The following is a 15,672-nucleotide window of genomic DNA, read 5'->3' as shown; positions in this document are numbered from 1 at the left end:
AGTCTCATCTTTCAGAAGACATTTCAGTCACTTAGCTGTAAAAAGCCGCGTACAACAGCATTATTGAGATCAATAGGTTACAGACGAAATGTAAATTGCTTCGGCCACGTCTCCGGCACTTGCGACCCCTGCGTCCCGAACGTAAATAGCGATCGAAAAGATCAACAAAAACAATGAAGTTTGCGGATGATTGGCCACCTTTATCGCGGTTTGTTCCCGGGGTTTCGGTGGTCAACCGGTGGTCAGCTCCTGACTTGCTCAAAATGATGAAAAGCCGAAGACCTGCTGATTAGAAGACCTGCTGATTAAGAGTTCAAAATCAGCGCTTCGCTGCGATTTCTAAATCTGCTCTGCGCTACGACGATCCATCAGAAGTCCTTTGTTTTATAGGGTTTTGTCGCATAGCTTCGCGGTACATCGAACCCAAACATCCAAACATCCCGGTTCGCCAAAACCGTTTGAAAACCGTTTTAGTCCACGGCCTCCGCCCCAATGAACGACATTCGCATTCCTCTGAACGACAAGAGCATCGCTCAGCTAGCTAGCCCGAAGGAGGGCTGGTATCTAGCCCGCGACACTGAGTTGAAGGGCTTCTTTCGTCGTCGTGGGGAAGAGGAAAAGAACCTTCACTGTCCAAGGCGATCTTCGGCAGGGAGGCAAGCGAGCATCGTCCATCAGAGTATCGATCGGGGATACGCGCGAGTTGACTACCCGAGCAGCGCGCGCGATCGCGAAGGAATATCTGGCTCAGATCAGCAGGGGACAGCGCCCGAAAGCGGCAAAGCAAGACGGAGACCTTGGCTCTGGCCAGGTTGGGAACGAGGAGAATACCGAGATTGCGACTGTTACCCTTAGGCAAGCATGGCAGCGATATCTGGAAGCCCACCTGCTCCGAAAGGGTCGTAGTGAAAAGACCATAAGTGGTTATCGCGACCACGTGGAACGTCTCTTTGCGGAGTGGCTTGATACTTCATTGGGCGGACTCGCGATGGATCCTGCTCGCGTTGCCAAGAAGCACGACGAGATAACGAAGGAGAACGGTCCTTATATCGCGAATGGCTGTATGCGAACGCTGCGCGCAATTTACAATCATGCCCGTAAGACCAACAGATTACTGCCGCGCGACAATCCAGCGGACGCCGTCGACTGGAATGAGGAGAAGCGCCGAGATACCGGGATGGGCGTCAGCGACTTGACCGAATGGTTCCGAGAGTTGGCTGTCCTTGAAAATCCGGTCCGCCGTGAATTCCATCCTGCTCACGCTGCTCTGTGGTTCTCGAACTACCGCGTTACAGCAAGTGAAGCCAAGTCACATCGACTTTCACCGCCGAACTCTGCACATCGAAAAGCCGAAGGGCGGCAGAAAGCGAGCTTTCGATATCCCCCTCTCCCGCGAAATGATTCTGTGTCTCATTCGGGCAATCCGCTTCGGCCGGCAAATGTTTCCGTTGCAGTCGCAGAAATGGGTGTTTCCCGGTGACAGTGAGTCAGGGCACCTTGCTGAAACAAAGGAGGATCGCGACACCCTCTCGAAGTGGGGTAACGATCTTCGTCAAACATTCCGCACCGTTGCAACAGCTGCTGGAGTCTCGGAATTCGACGCGAAGCTCCTGATGAATCATTCAATTCCAGGCGTGAATGCCGGCTACGTTACTCGCCACAAACTACTTGAGGATCACCTTCGCAGCCAGCAACAAGCCATCAGCAGCGCAGTATTCTCCGCTCTCGGTAAGTCGATCAGGGAAGACGCCGCTTTGCGAGATTGGCTCGGCCGAGGGGCAAGCCGTCGTGTAATCGGCGAGATTCAAGTGAAGCTAGGCGCTCTGGGCGAGGAACAAGACAGAATTCGGCGTGCAGCCTGATGCATGCACAGGCTAGGCAGCCTAGGCACAGTTGGGAGTAAGGAAGCAGCATATGAGCGACAAAGCCGGACAACCGAAGCATCCCCCGGAAAGGAAATACGAGGCGCCAAGATATCGTACCTAGAACGCGAACTCGTCAGGTGCAACAGGGCCGCTCGCAATACCAGAGCCAAGCCGTTTGCGATCACCTGGTTCGCACGCCGGAAAGAACTAGTTGAGGCTGAGTTGTATCGCCGAACTCGACACTAAAGAACGAAACTCTTGCCGCGCACCACTCTCAGCCCACAGGGACCTGACGTTGCGGCGTTTTCCAAACGGTCCAAGGATCTGCGTCTTAACGGAGCTTTGTTTCCAATTAACTCAGCCCGTTAGGTCCTATTTGGGTCGCGACGGATCCGACTTCGAATGGCGGAATCAAAATCAGTTTGATTATTCAAGGAATTCAACGCGCGTTTGGAAAAAACGGTCGAAAACACGGCTTAACAATCTCAATAGGTTGGCGGCCATTTCCAAATGAAAACGGCCTTGCAACGAGGATCAGCCGCGGCAAAAAGCGGGGCCGCAGTGCACCAACGCGCTCAAGAGCTTCGGGTCGACCGTTGCCCCCGAAAGGCAAAGGTCACTCGGTCGACACAAGGACATCGTGTGACAGCCACAGCGTCGCGATCCTCGTAGGCACCACACCGCTAACGGACCGGCATAGTCTGCGACATGCGGCCTCGCGAATTCGGCTGAGGCCGTGCATTATTATTGCGCGCTTGACGGCTAACGCTAAGTTTACTGGCGCACCAGGCTCAACGAACGACATCCGTCTCCGAGAAGCCAAAGCCCCCTTCGGCTTCCACCAACAAGCGGAGACCCTCCATGATGAACCTGACGCTCCTGTCGACCGGCCTGATCGCGGTCGCCATGCTTTCGACTCCTGCCATCGCCCGCGAGCATCACATCGCTTTGCGGCATTTCGCAGAACGCGCGAATGCCTCCACTTCGCCAGCCGCAGTGCTGGGCGGCCGTCCCTGCTATCCCGCACCGCGTGTCGGCGCATTTGCGACGGCGCCGTGGACCGGAAACAATGTCCCCTGCGAACCAGGACCCGGCGAGTATTGATACGTTCGGATCGGGGCCACCGATCGGCCATCAAAATCAACCGGTGGCCTTCGATAAGGTGCATTGGCCACAACGGTGCTCGCCTGTAATTCGTGCAAGTCGGGCTGGAGGTTTTCCTCCAGTCCGATTTCTTCCCTACGGGACCTCCGGCAGCATAGAGAGATAACCGACAATCGTCACTCCCGCCGTCGCGGATGATCTCACGGAGAGTGCGGACGAGTAGCAACATCTTGATCCGTTTCATCAGCAGAGTGCAGCCCACCCGATGTACGTAGCGTCAACGATATGCATTGGCTTAGAGCCATTGTGGCTTTTGGTCCGCGATTGCTTCAAACTTCTGATCGCTTCGCGGTTTTCGACGGCCTGTGGGATTGGCGCGAACCCAATTCCCGAGCCGGCCTTTGGCGCAATTTTTGCTAAGTCGACTTAATTCTGGTCAAGCCATTCGCGGCCAGATGGCTAGGCTACCCTGGGGCTGCAAACTCCAGGAGCCGCGCATGCCGACGCAGATTGTAATGGATCACACGGGCGATACCCGTCACGTCTTCGACGCGAACGACGTTGAGGCGCTCGCCAAAGCAGAAGAACGGTTCAAGTCGCTTGTCGGCAAGGGATCTACGCCCGCTGTTCGCGGCCCGGCCGGCGAAGTCAGGATTACACGCTCGTTTGATCCGACTGCGCAAGAGACGCTGTTCTACCCGCGACTTGTCGGCGGCTAACGGCGGCGGAACATGTTCGCCAATAAGCTTCTCACGGCTATACGCATGCCTTGGACGGTTGGGCGGGCCTTCCGCGACCGCTGCGTCGCCCTAAGCCGCGCCCTAACCGGCGAGGACGATCGCGAGGGCCGCGGCACGATGCTTCTGCGAGAATGGCTGTCGCCTGAGCAGTGCGCGCAATTTGATGCCAACAAATGGTTTGACGTTATCGGCTGCGACACCGGGAAGCGATACCGCATCCGTTACGGCCGGGCAGCGAACGTCGTTGAAATCAGCGAAGAAGACTGTCCGGTGGTCGGCTGGTGTTTTGTTCCTCGGGGACCGCTGGTCGCTGGCGACGTCATGCTTGCACAAAAGATCGCTTTGGAATCCGATGAACATGCTGCGCTATCCGTGGCACAGCCGTTTCCAGTTCAAGCCCCACTGCACATACGGGCATAGTCTACGCTCACCCGCCCATCAGAGCGGGGACATGACCATCGGCAATTGCCGGTTTGCGAGGATTGCGAAGCAAGGGAGGTGATATGCGCAGATATTCAAGCGTCTTGACGAAGCAGCAGCAAGCGGTCTGCGACCTCGTCATGGAAGGGTTGGGCAACAAAGCGATTGCAAGGCAACTAGGGCTCAGTCCCCGAACGATCGAGGACCACAAGCTCAGCGTCTATCGGAAAATGGGCGTGTCGAATGGGATTCAGTTGGTGCGGAAGATATTTGAAAGGCGGATCGAGGAGTTGGCTTCATCTCACGGTGATACCGCGCCAGCAATCGTTCGTCACCGACCAACCGGAGGCCTCATTGACGGAGCTGGCGGAACTCGGCTGCAAGACGCGCGCCGGCTCGCCGAACAGGTCGAGTACACGGCGTAAGGTGGCTCGCTGTTAGAGCGATCCAGATCCATGGCGTGTGAATCGACGAGCTGGAAAGCCTCCATGCGGATCAATGATGGAGTGGCTGACGGCGCCAATCAGCCACCCGGCCCCCGGGCCTATTCACGAGCAAGCTCGCGAGCTCTCCAATATCCGATACGTCGGTTCGATTCCGACACAAACGTGTCGATTCGGCCTCCCCGGGTATAATGGACTTCGCGGCTCAATCGGCTACTACTCAGGCTGATCACGATCAGCGACTGAAGAGATCGGTCGAATTTCAAGGAAGCGGGAGAAGCCGATGAACGGCGTTTTGTGTGGGCGCAATCGCATCAGCCTGAACGATCTCGGTTCGGCGAGTACAGCGAAGCGGTCCCTCGATGAATGGGGTGCGGGCGTCTTGTGCGTCGGGAGCTCGTTATGATCGAGTCCGCTATGGAATTGCCTTTTCTGGAGGAACTCACGCTGCTGAACGAGCTCAGCCACAGGGTCAAGAACGAGTTTGCCTGTGTGATCGGCGTCGTTGCTCACGCTGCAGTTCATTCCGACAACGAGGAGGTCAAGACCGCCCTGACAAGGGTCTCTGAACTGCTTCACAGGTTTGTCGACGTCCATCGTGCCATGCAGAGGCCGGAATATCACGCTTTCGTGGACGCAGCAGCGTACCTTGAGGAACTATGCGCGTCGATCCGCCGGTCCAGGCTCGATCATGCGAAAATAAAGCTGGTGCTCGCCACGTCGCCAATGCAATTGCAGTCGGACCAATGCTGGCGACTGGGTCTGATCGTCTACGAGCTCATAACCAACTCGGCGCGGCACGCCTTTGCCAACGGGAGCGGCGAGATTCGGGTCGAGCTGTGCCGTGCGGGACCGCTCGTAGAATGCAGGGTGCTCGACAACGGATCGGCTCCAGCCACAATACAGCCTGGCCGAGGCCTGAACGTCGTCCGCGAACTCGCCAAAACTCTTGCCGGAAAGCTCGATCATCAGTTTGGAAGGGCGGGAACGAGATCGATCCTCACGTTCCCATCGTGCTGCGAACCTCCAAGAAACCGGCACGAAAGAATTCTGCCTACAGAGCCGAGCCGCTTTGCGACGCAGTAGCGGCTCCCGAAACGCCTCGCCAGATCATCGGCTGACATCAAGATCGTCCGGGCCTCGGGCGCTCATCGCGAGCAATTACGGCGCCCCTGAACTTGCACAGGTGCTGGCGATGAGCTTGCGCGCGAGCACGTCAAAACGCGGCCACGACCGTCACTTCACCGCGGGTACCGTGAACTGAAAAATGGCGCCTCGGGGAACGTTCGCGCTGGCCCACAGACGTCCGTCGTGGGCTTCGACGATCGAGCGGCAGATCGAGAGTCCCAACCCCAAACCGCTCGGCTTGGTCGTGTAGAACGATTCGAAGAGACGATCGAAACCTGCTGATGCCAGTCCCGGACCGGAGTCACAAACAGTGACAAGCACGCCACCTGAGTTGGCGGTCCCGCTGCTGATCAACAATTCTCGCGGCCCCTCGCCGATGCCACTCATGGCTTCGATCGCATTGATGATCAAGTTCAGGAGCACCTGCTGCAGTTGGACCCTATCCCCCTCCACCAACGGCAGCCCGTCCGTGAGGTTTGTATGCACAGAGACGCTGTTCTTGGCCGTCTCGCCCCGGGTGAGCTCAACGACCTCGCGAATTGCCCCATTGACCTCCCAGCGATCCCGCCGAGGTGGGGCCTTCTTGACGAGATCGCGGATGTGGCTGATGACCTCGCCCGCACGAGCTCCATCTCTCACGATGTCGTGGAGGATCTGTCGTACTTCATCAATATCCATCATCGGACCATCAAGAAAGCGCAATGCGGCCTGCGCATTGGTCATGGTCGCGGCGATCGGCTGCTTCACTTCGTGAGCAATGGAGGCTGTGAGATGTCCCATTGTCGCGACGCGGTTGGCGTGGGCCAATTCCATCTGCATTTCGCGATTTCGGCGATCGCTCTCGCGGGCTTCGGCCTCCGCACGCTTTCGCTCAGTAATGTGCCGACCGACACCGCGGTACCCGATAAAGCGTCCCGCCTCGTCAAAGACCGGCAGTCCCGAAACGGATACATAGCGCTTGCCGCCGTGAGGCGTGGGACGCGCGACCTCGAAATCACGGAACGGCTGGTGGGCATCGAGCGTGTCCCGATGCTTGCGCCACGCATCTTCATCGGGCTCCAAGTGAGGCACTTCCCACCGCGTCTTGCCGAGTTCGGAGCCCGTCGCCGGCGCATCGCTAACGCTTTGGGCGAATTCCTGGCGAATAAAGCGATGCTGCGCGTCGGTCTCCCAGTATGCATCGAACGAGAATTGCACGAGTGTGCGAAACCGCTCCTCACTCTCACGCAGCTCCTGCTCGGACCGCTTGCGTTCGGTCAGATCGAGCACGAAGGCGACGAGCTGGTATCGTTCTTCATCAAACGCAGCCACACCCACCAGGACGGCGACGCGGCTGCCATCTTTACGAAAATACTCCTTCTCGAAGGGCTGGATGGTCCCGGTACTGTCAAGTTCAGCAAGCGCCAGTGCGGTTCGGTCGAGTGATTCGGGTGCTGTTAGATCCATCCATTGCACACGACCCGCGACGAGATCCTCGCGGTCATACCCGACGATCCTCAGAAACGCATCATTTGCCTCGATGATGCCGCCATCCCGCGTCGAAATGCAGATTCCGATAATGTTGGCCTCAACCAAGCGCCGGATCTTCGCCTCGCGCAGCTCAAGGTCGCGGTACAGCCGCGTGTTTTCCAGCGAGACGGCCGCTTGCGAGGCGAGCAGCTTCAGTACTGCAATCCGGGCCGGCGCAAAGACGCGGGGCGCGAGGTTGTTTTCCAGATAGAGTACCCCGCTGAGCTTGGCCTGGTTGATCAAGGGCAAACAGAGAATGGAACGTGCCTTGCGCTGACGGATGTAGGGGTCCGCAAGAAACGAAGGTTGAATCGCGGCGTCGTCGATAATGACGCTCTCGCGGGTGCGCAGGACGTAGTGAAGAACCGTCTCCGGCAGCACAGATGCGGTTACGGGTGCATCGCGAATCTCAACGAGGATCGTCTCGCCCGAGGTCGTTGCTTCTGCCGCGATCCATTGCTCGGCAGCGCGTGACAGGATCAACAGGCCACGCTCGGCACCCGCTTGCGCGAGCGCGGTGCGCATGAGCGTATCGAGCATTTTCTCGAGAACGATCTCGCCCGAGACGGCCTGCGAAACCTTGATCACGGTCGTGAGGTCAAGGTGTTCGACCGGCGTCGCGATCGTGCCCGTCGAGATGGGCACCGGCTCCTGCTTACCGAGCTGCGGATGGAGCTCGTCGAGCTGCCGCACCTTGCCGCCTGCTCCCCAACGCAGGAAGCAGTAGCGGGCGTCCTGCAAATACACACGGGAAATCTTCTCAAAACCGCGCGTCGCGTAGAAGCGGGCGGCGAGTTCATTGGCGAGCGCCTCAGTGTGTACAAATCCGTTGGCGCGCGCCGACTGAATTGCCTCTTCGTAGAGGTGCTCGGCATCCAGCTTGCGGCCCTCGAGGCGCGCAAGCTCCGCGCCCACAAGCGCTGCGCGGTTCTCGAAGTTCTCCGGGCAGTTCTCGGCCCAGACCCGCAGCTGCTTGTGATGTGCAGCCACGGCGGCTATGTGCTGCGCCCGTTCGTCGGCCGATCCGGAATCGCGATAGGCGGCTTTGGCCAGCGCGCCGTAAAAGTGAAATTCGGCTTCCTCAAAGAACGAGGAGGAGGTCCAAAGCAGCCGTTGCGCCTTCGATGCGGCATCGATGGCCGTCACGAAGTCGCCAGCTATATAGCGCGCCTGCAATTTTCGGATCCAATACCAGCACGCAGCGAGCGCCAAGGCCGGATTGCGGGACAAATAGTCTTCGAAGCGAAGTTCATCGAACTGCCCGTCGTCAAAGCAGCCGAATTCTGGCGTTAGACCACGAAGCATCCGAATCAGCGCGAGTTGCGGTATGATGTAGTCAATGACCGGGCCGAACCGCGCCTTCCCTGCGAACGCGAGGCTATTTTCGGCTTCGCTTTGCACCTCCAGCAGCGGTTCGCCTGCAAAGAGAAGGACCGAGTTGAGATTGTTGCACGTGTAGCCCGCATACATGAGATCTCCGATCCGGTTCGCCGCCTCGAAAGCGCGGCGAAGCAGATCACGGCATTCCCGCACGTGTTTCATCCAGGGAACAACGTAAACCGAGAAGCAAAGGTATGTGCTCGCCTCGAAGCGCCTTAGCTGGCGTCGTTCGACCAGTTCGTAGCCGAGCTGCCCAAAGCGAAATCCCGCCTCGTAGTCGCCGAAGCGGGGTCCGGCGATCCTGGCGAACCATACATATGTCAGACACGAAGCATCGCAGTTGCCCTGCTCGAGGCTGAGACCAACCGCCTTGCAGACCGAGAGGGAAGCCAAATTCACGTCCGTAATCAAGGCTGACGGGAAGATCTTGCTCAGAACGTCGACTGTCGCGAGGGCCGCCGGGTCGGTCATGACTGGCAGATTGATAACTTCCTCAATCACGCTGCCTCCGAGTTGTGACCAAATCCGCTCATACTCGCGGTGTGCTTCCTCGTCCTGCGGATGGGGCGACCACTCGATCCCGACATGCCGGAGGTAGTCCAGACAGACGAGCACCGCCCGCTCGCTCTGATCGAGGGCCGTGCAGACATCTATGCGCAAGCACGCGACGAGGGCTTGTTCGACCGTTGTCGTCGCCCGACTCGACAGCGCCGCCAATCGCCCGTCTGCGGCGGACAATTGGCCGGTCAAAAATTCGCATTCCGCCCGATTCAGCTCCAGCGTGAAGGCAAGCTCATGCCTGCGCTCCCAGCTATCCTTCGCCAACAGAGCCACACCGGCATTGAGATAGATGAGCGCCGAGTCGTAGGCGGTCGCCCCCTTTGCACGCCTGCCGGCGATCAGGTCGAGCGCGGCGAGCTCGTCCCGCTCCTCTTGCACGGAGATCAGCGCGGCGCCGCGGTTGAGCTGACCAACGATCTCAAAGATCGCCTCCTCACGTCTCTCGGGAGGCGTTTGAGCCACGAGCAGACGACCTATCCGGAGATGTGCCTCGGCGCGTAGTGGCTCCGGGATCAGTGAATAGGCGGCCTCCTGCACCCGGTCATGGATAAATTTGTAGGAGCCTTCGAGACGCACAACCAACTCCAGGCGGGCCGCCGGCCATAGCGCCCCGTGCAGGCGTTCCTCGGAGCTCCCGAGAACGGTCGAAAGCAGCGCGCTCGCAGCAACGTTGCCGAGGCAGGCGAATTGCTGCAAGGCCCGCTGAGTTTCGGCCGGCAGGCGGGTGAGCTTGGCGACCATGAGCTCCACGACATTGTCGGTGTAGCCTTTGGCGCGTATGCGATCGAGCTCCCAGCACCAAGTCGCCGCCTCGTGATCCAGGCGGAGCAAGTCCTCTTCCGCGAGCGAGCAAAGAAATTGAATCACGTAGAACGGATTGCCGGCAGTCTTCTGGTATAGAAGTTCCGCGAGGTCTGCGGCGCGTACCGACTCACAGCGAAGGGCGTCCGCGACAATCTGCTCAAGATGCTCCCGGGCAAGCGGCGCAAGCGCGATCTCCTCTACCTTCGCGCCAACGTGCCTCATTGCTTCAAGCTTTCGCCTTAGCGGGTGGGCGGCGTCGACCTCATTGTCCCGGTAAGCGCCGATCAGCATGAGGTGTTGCAGCTCCGGTCGGCCCAACAGATCCTCCAACAGGTCGAGTGTCGCCGCGTCGAGCCACTGCAAATCGTCAAGAAACAAAGCCAGCGGATGTTCCGGTCGGGCAAATACGCCGATGAAGCGTCGGAACACCGACTGAAAGCGGCTCAGGGCCTGCTGTGGCGCCAGTTCAGGGACCGGCGGCGGATCACCGATGATGAGCTTCAGTTCGGGGATTAACTCGGTTATGAGCCCTGCATTCGGCTCCAGTGCCTCCAGAAACGCACCTCGCCAGCTCGCCAGCTCGATATCGCTCTTGCCGAGAAGAGGCCGCACAAGGCTCTGAAAAGCCTGCACCAGCGTCGAATACGGAATGTCGCGTTTGTACTGGTCGAACTTGCCGGCTGCAAAGAGCCCACGCGGCGGGACAAGCACCTTCTGCAGTTCATTGACGACGGAAGACTTGCCTATGCCGGAATAGCCGGACACCAGCACCAATTCCGGCGCGCCGCTTTTGATGATCCGATCGAACGCTGCAACCAAGGTATCGACCTCGCGCTCCCGTCCGTACAGCTTCTCCGGAATCAACAGCCGGTCCGGCATATCGTGTTCGCAGAGCGGAAAATCCTCAATGTGGCGAGCCCGCTCCCACATGCCGAGACAGCGTTGCAAATCACGCCCAAGACCAGCAGCGGTCTGGTAGCGATCTTCGGCGGTCTTGGCGAGCAGCTTCATGACGATCTGCGAGAGCGGAGCAGGAAGACTCTCCAGCCGCTCGCCCGGCGACACCGGCTTTCTGGCGATGTGACAGTGCACCCATTCCATTGGGTCGGCGGCGGAAAATGGCAAGGCGCCGGTAAGCATCTGGTAGAGCGTGACACCAAGCGAATAGAGATCGCTACGGGAATCGATGGAGCGGTTCATGCGTCCGGTCTGCTCAGGCGCCATATAGGCCAACGTGCCGGCGATGGTCTCAGGGGGATCGAGCGACTGTCGCTCGCGAGGAAGCCGTGAGGCGATGCCGAAACCAGTGAGCCGGACTTTGCCGATCGAGCGGTCGACCATGATGTTGCTCGGCTTGATATCCTTGTGAACCAAGCCGCGCTGGTGAGCCTTGCCTAACGCCGCAGCGATTCCGATAGCGAGTTGCAGGAAGCTATTGATCTCCATGGGCGCCCCGGTCAGCCGCTCGAGCGGCTCACTGCGGGAGTCGTCGAGCATCAACATGATTGAGGCGCTCTCGTTCAACAGCTCCAGTGGCGGCACGGCCCAAGTCTCGTCGAGCTCATCCTTCAATGCGCATTCATGAGCGAAGCGTGCGAGGATGCTGGGAGATGGATGCTCCCCAGCAGGCAGCACCACCAGCGCAGCTCGCACCTTCCCATCGTCGCCCAGCCGCCACCCGCGACAGAACACGCGTTCCACGTCCTGCCAAAGGATTTCCAGACCCTTGTTGGCATCAGGGCCCAATCCAGAGCTTCGGGACAGTTGGTCCAATGGGCGGATCTCCAGGTGTGCAGATGGTGGGGCGTTCAAGTTTCGTTAGAGTTGCCTTCGTGCCTCTTCAGCGCGCGCTGCACGCAGTCGAGCAGCCGAGGTTCGTCGAATGGCTTGCTCAAAAAGTCCACGGCTCCCGCTCCCATTGCGCGTTCTCGAATCCGCTGCTCCGGAAACGCCGTTATGAAGATCATCGGCGTATTATGACCGTTACTGACCAAGTACTCCTGCAGCTCAAGGCCGCTCATGCCGGGCATCCCCACGTCGGCAATGAGGCATGACGTTTCACGCAATCGAGGCGACAACAGGAATTCCTGAGCCGAAGCAAGCGCATGTGCTGAGAATCCCAATGACCTCAACAATCTTGCGGTAGCGGTGCGCACCGAAGCATCATCGTCGACGACCGAGATTATTGGGACATTGTCCAGGCGACTTACCTTTGTTCGAGGGAAGGCGACCGAAGTCGCACCCCGACTGTGGTGCCGCCTGAGTGCATGATACGGTGGAATTTGCGGTTGAGAATTATACCTGGGTATCGAGGGGCCGGCGGCGGCGCATCGTGAGGGACTATGCGCGTCGATCAGCCGGTCCAGGCTCGATCATGCGAAAATAAAGCTGCTGCTCGCCGCCTCGCCCCTGCAATTGCAGTCGGACCAGTACTGGCGACTGGGTCTGATCGTCTACGACCTCAGCAGCGCACGCCTTTGCCAATGGGAGCTGAGAGATTCGGGCCGAGTTGTGTCGGGCGGGACCGTTCGTGGAATGCAGGGTGCTCCAAACCTTGCGGGTGCGCTCGCGACAGGATCGCGCGCGAGCACGTCAAGACATGGGCACTCCCGCCGGGACCGTGAACTGAAAAATGGCGCCTCGCGGAACGTTCTCGCCGGCCCACAGACGTCCGCCGTGGGCTTCGACGATCGAGCGGCAGATCGACAACCCCAGCCCCAAGCCGCTCGGCTTGGTCGTGTAGAACGTCTCGAAAAGACGATCGCGGCCTGCTGGCGTCAGTCCCGGACCCGAGTCACAAACAGTGACAAGTACGCCACCCGAGTCGGCAGTCCCGCTGCTGATCGACAATTCCCGCGGCCCCTCGCCGACGCCATTCATGGCTTCGATCGCGTTGATGATCAAATTCAGGAGCACCTGCTGCAATTGGACTCTATCCCCTTCCACCATCGGTAGGCCGTCTGCGAGATCCGTCTGCACCGAGACGCTGTTCTTCGCCGCTTCGCCGCGAGCGAGCTCAATGACCTCGCTGATCGCGCCGTTCATTTGCCACCGATCCCGCCGGGTCGGCGCCTTCTTGACGAGATCGCGGATCCGGCTGATGACCTCGCCGGCGCGACTCCCATCCTTGACGATATCATTGAGGATCTGTCGCACTTCGTTCATATCCACACTAGGAGCGTCAAGAAAGCGCAACGCGGCTTGCGCGTTGGTTATTGTCGCGGCGATCGGCTGGTTCACCTCATGGGCAATGGAGGCCGTGAGCCGTCCCATGGTCGCCACGCGGTTGGCATGGGCCAATTCCACCTGCATCTCGCGGTGTCGCCGTTCGCTCTCGCGCGCTTCTGCCTCCGCCCGCTTGCGCTGCGTCAGATCGACAACGAAGACAACGCCCAGCGGAACGCCCAGATTGCTTCCATCGAAAAGCGTCGAGCCAACCAGCACAGGCACGCGGCTGCCGTCCCTCCGGAAGTACTCCTTCTCATACGGTTGGACGGTTTTTCCCAACTTTATTTCGGTCATCGTCTGGGCAGTTCGGTCCCGCCATTCCGGTGGCGTCATTTCGACCACGTGCATCCGACCGGCGATCAGATTCCCACGCTCGTATCCCACAATGCGGAGAAACTCATCGTTGGCTTCGATAATCCGACCCCCGAAATCCGCGACGAAGATCCCGATGATGTTGGCGTCCACCAGGCGCCGGATCCGTGCTTCGCGTTCGCGTACATTTGCCTCCGCCTGACGGCGGGCAGCCAACTCTCGGGTAAGCTGGTCGTTGGTCCGATGAAGGCTGCGATAAGCGAGCTGCAGGTCATCAGACAGCGTGTTGAATGCTGTGACCACTCGATCCAGCTCGTCCGCATGCTGGCGGGGTGGACGTCCCAATCGCAACGGCGAGGGCGGTTCGCTGATCCGGTATTTGTCAACGAAGTTCGCAATTGCGAATAGATGGCGCGTCACAAGGTAATGAAAGATACAAACGATAAAGAGAGACACCAGGAATGTCTTCGCTGCCTGGCTGAGTAAAATAGTCAATGCCGTCTGGAACAGTCTCCGATATATGTCGGCAAGCGTTGCTTGGATAGAGAGCGTGCCGATCATCACGTTCCGCCCCTGCACATCGCGGCGCAGCGGATATTCTCGGATGATTGCTGATGATACGGAGACCTTGCCAAGCCTTATGTCAAAGGGCTTACCCACCTCGCCAGACCCTCGAACCTCAACGGCGCTCATATCGGGGAGTTGAAGAATACCCGTGAGCTGCAGCCGCAATTGCTTTTCATCCAACTCCCAGAGACTTTCAGATAGGCTGCCCAGATTGCTCTTGCTGATCTGCTCAAGCCGCAACCCGAGAGCCGAGACATCGTGTCGGTACTCGAAGTAGAGTTGAAGCAGCGTCAGACTGAGCGTGATGCATCCGCTGAAGAGCAGAATACTCCCCAGCAGCCGCATGCCTAGGCTTCGGCGCGTCAGGGCTACCGAGCGCAAGCGCCCGCGCAGATAGGCCGCGAGTTCGCTGGCGAACGCCAAATGCTGTTTCGACCGCTTACCGGCGCCACGCGCCGAAGGTTCGGGGGCCGCAGCTCGACCAGACGAGTCGCCATTCGATACCATGCCTGCTGCCTCCGTCTCACCAACTCGCACCTGCCAAGAAACGATGACGGCTCGATTCCTCCCTCTCGCGTCACCAGCGACCTACTGCATTATCGATAGGATCTAGGGCATTTGCGCCGGATCGAACCACAAATTCTTGCGGTTGAGCGGCACCCAACCTGGCAAGAATGGATTCTCCAGTTCGATCACGACCCGTTGGCGGAGATTGAGGTCCACCAGAAGCTTGCCGTAATGCTCGGCAAACAAGGCATCCAAGCTGCCGTCCAGGACCATGCGCTCGAGCCCGGTCGCGAGACGGGTCGCCAGGCGGGGGGCAGACCGACTGACATAGAAGACCTTGCAGAAAGGGTAGTGAATCAGGAGGTGCTGCTCGATCGCGAAATCCGGGAAGCGCTGGCTGTAGGCTGAAAGGCCGCGCGGGAACAGATCGAACCGGCCGTTCAGGAGCATCGGGAACAGCGACTCGAAGTTCGGTGCGGTTTCGATGGGAATCCGGTTGTACTCATAAATGGGCGTATCGGCCCAGCCACTTCCCTGGCCGACACGTACTTGGCGCAGATCTTCGATACTCTGAATGCGAGAGAATCGCTCCTGGTTACGCTGATTGATCAGGGAGACCCTGTAGCTGAGCAGGCCCTTGTCGATCGGGAATGGTACGGGGATCATCTCCCGCTCGGGGACAGCTTGGCCGACACCTGCCGGGTAGAGGTTGACCAAGTCGCCCCCGACGGCCAGTTGGATGGCGCGTGCGTTGGAGACATTTTCAGAGAACGGCTTCACCTCGTAGGCACCATAGTCGGGCCGCGTCCGCTCGAGCGCTCCATGCAAGAGCGCAAGTTCATAGCCGCTGATGGCCCAAGGCAGATGCTCAGCCATGATTGGCCTCACGACATCGTCGGCGAGCGCCCAACGCGGCAAAAAGGCCAGCATCAGCAAACCAATCAGCAGTCTCAACGCATCAACCACGAGGCGTGCTCCGGACATGCGAACGCGCGGCGGCGATTAATCGATCCCGCGCTGATCATCATTGAGTGGTCAGGGTGGGGGGGCCGCACGAATTGAAAGACAGCGCCGCTTGAGCCGTTCGCAAGGGCCCAGAGTTGA

At 59.1% G+C, this 15,672-nt stretch carries 9 protein-coding genes and 1 pseudogene; 6 read left to right on the top strand and 4 right to left on the bottom strand.

Features of this window, described 5'->3' with window-relative positions; genetic code table 11:
- Positions 1-492: 492 nt before the first annotated feature.
- The 6 genes and pseudogenes from YUA_RS45160 (at position 493) to YUA_RS45150 (ending at position 5,658) form a co-directional block, all read left to right on the top strand.
- Positions 493-1,862: pseudogene (locus YUA_RS45160) on the top strand (tyrosine-type recombinase/integrase).
- Positions 1,863-2,726: 864 nt separating this feature from the next.
- Positions 2,727-2,969: a hypothetical protein gene (locus tag YUA_RS0127330; RefSeq protein WP_027533568.1), complete on the top strand. Its 243-nt coding sequence runs from the start codon at positions 2,727-2,729 to the stop codon at positions 2,967-2,969.
- A 497-nt stretch (positions 2,970-3,466) separates the two neighbouring features.
- Positions 3,467-3,688, top strand: a complete 222-nt coding sequence (locus YUA_RS0127325; protein ID WP_027533567.1) for a hypothetical protein — start codon at positions 3,467-3,469, stop codon at positions 3,686-3,688.
- Between the two features lie 45 nt (positions 3,689-3,733).
- Positions 3,734-4,129 (top strand): hypothetical protein, encoded by a 396-nt coding sequence (locus YUA_RS0127320; RefSeq protein WP_371259914.1) that lies wholly within the window; start codon positions 3,734-3,736, stop codon positions 4,127-4,129.
- 104 nt (positions 4,130-4,233) lie between these two features.
- Entirely contained in the window at positions 4,234-4,554 is a 321-nt protein-coding gene (locus YUA_RS47545; protein ID WP_245285266.1) for a LuxR C-terminal-related transcriptional regulator, read from the top strand.
- A 420-nt stretch (positions 4,555-4,974) separates the two neighbouring features.
- Positions 4,975-5,658, top strand: a complete 684-nt coding sequence (locus YUA_RS45150) for a sensor histidine kinase (protein ID WP_051383397.1) — start codon at positions 4,975-4,977, stop codon at positions 5,656-5,658.
- 150 nt (positions 5,659-5,808) lie between these two features.
- Here the strand turns inward: YUA_RS45150 and YUA_RS0127305 are convergent, their stop codons facing one another.
- The 4 genes from YUA_RS0127305 to YUA_RS45140 all read right to left on the bottom strand — a co-directional run bounded on the left by YUA_RS0127305 (position 5,809) and on the right by YUA_RS45140 (position 15,534).
- A complete protein-coding gene (locus tag YUA_RS0127305; RefSeq protein WP_027533565.1) occupies positions 5,809-11,676 on the bottom strand; it encodes an AAA family ATPase in 5,868 nt (1,955 codons plus the stop codon).
- 86 nt (positions 11,677-11,762) lie between these two features.
- Positions 11,763-12,137: a response regulator transcription factor gene (locus tag YUA_RS0127300; protein ID WP_371259913.1), complete on the bottom strand. Its 375-nt coding sequence runs from the start codon at positions 12,135-12,137 to the stop codon at positions 11,763-11,765.
- 409 nt (positions 12,138-12,546) lie between these two features.
- Positions 12,547-14,484, bottom strand: a complete 1,938-nt coding sequence (locus tag YUA_RS47085) for an ATP-binding protein (RefSeq protein ID WP_245285264.1) — start codon at positions 14,482-14,484, stop codon at positions 12,547-12,549.
- A gap of 186 nt (positions 14,485-14,670) precedes the next feature.
- Complete coding sequence (locus YUA_RS45140) at positions 14,671-15,534, bottom strand: amino acid ABC transporter substrate-binding protein (RefSeq protein ID WP_156947260.1); 864 nt, start codon at positions 15,532-15,534, stop codon at positions 14,671-14,673.
- Positions 15,535-15,672 lie beyond the last annotated feature (138 nt).

Origin of the sequence: Bradyrhizobium sp. WSM3983 (assembly GCF_000473045.1) — a bacterium.
Taxonomy (GTDB): Bacteria; Pseudomonadota; Alphaproteobacteria; order Rhizobiales; family Xanthobacteraceae; genus Bradyrhizobium.
Note: the sequence above shows the minus strand (reverse complement) of the source record. Positions and strands in the feature narration are given on the sequence as shown.

Bases quoted from the DNA above. Each gene is read 5' to 3' on its own strand.
- YUA_RS0127325 (WP_027533567.1), top strand. From the start codon at position 3,467: ATGCCGACGCAGATTGTAATGGATCACACGGGCGATACCCGTCACGTC.
- YUA_RS0127320 (WP_371259914.1), top strand. From the start codon at position 3,734: ATGCCTTGGACGGTTGGGCGGGCCTTCCGCGACCGCTGCGTCGCCCTA.
- YUA_RS45150 (WP_051383397.1), top strand. From the start codon at position 4,975: ATGATCGAGTCCGCTATGGAATTGCCTTTTCTGGAGGAACTCACGCTG.
- YUA_RS0127330 (WP_027533568.1), top strand. From the start codon at position 2,727: ATGATGAACCTGACGCTCCTGTCGACCGGCCTGATCGCGGTCGCCATG.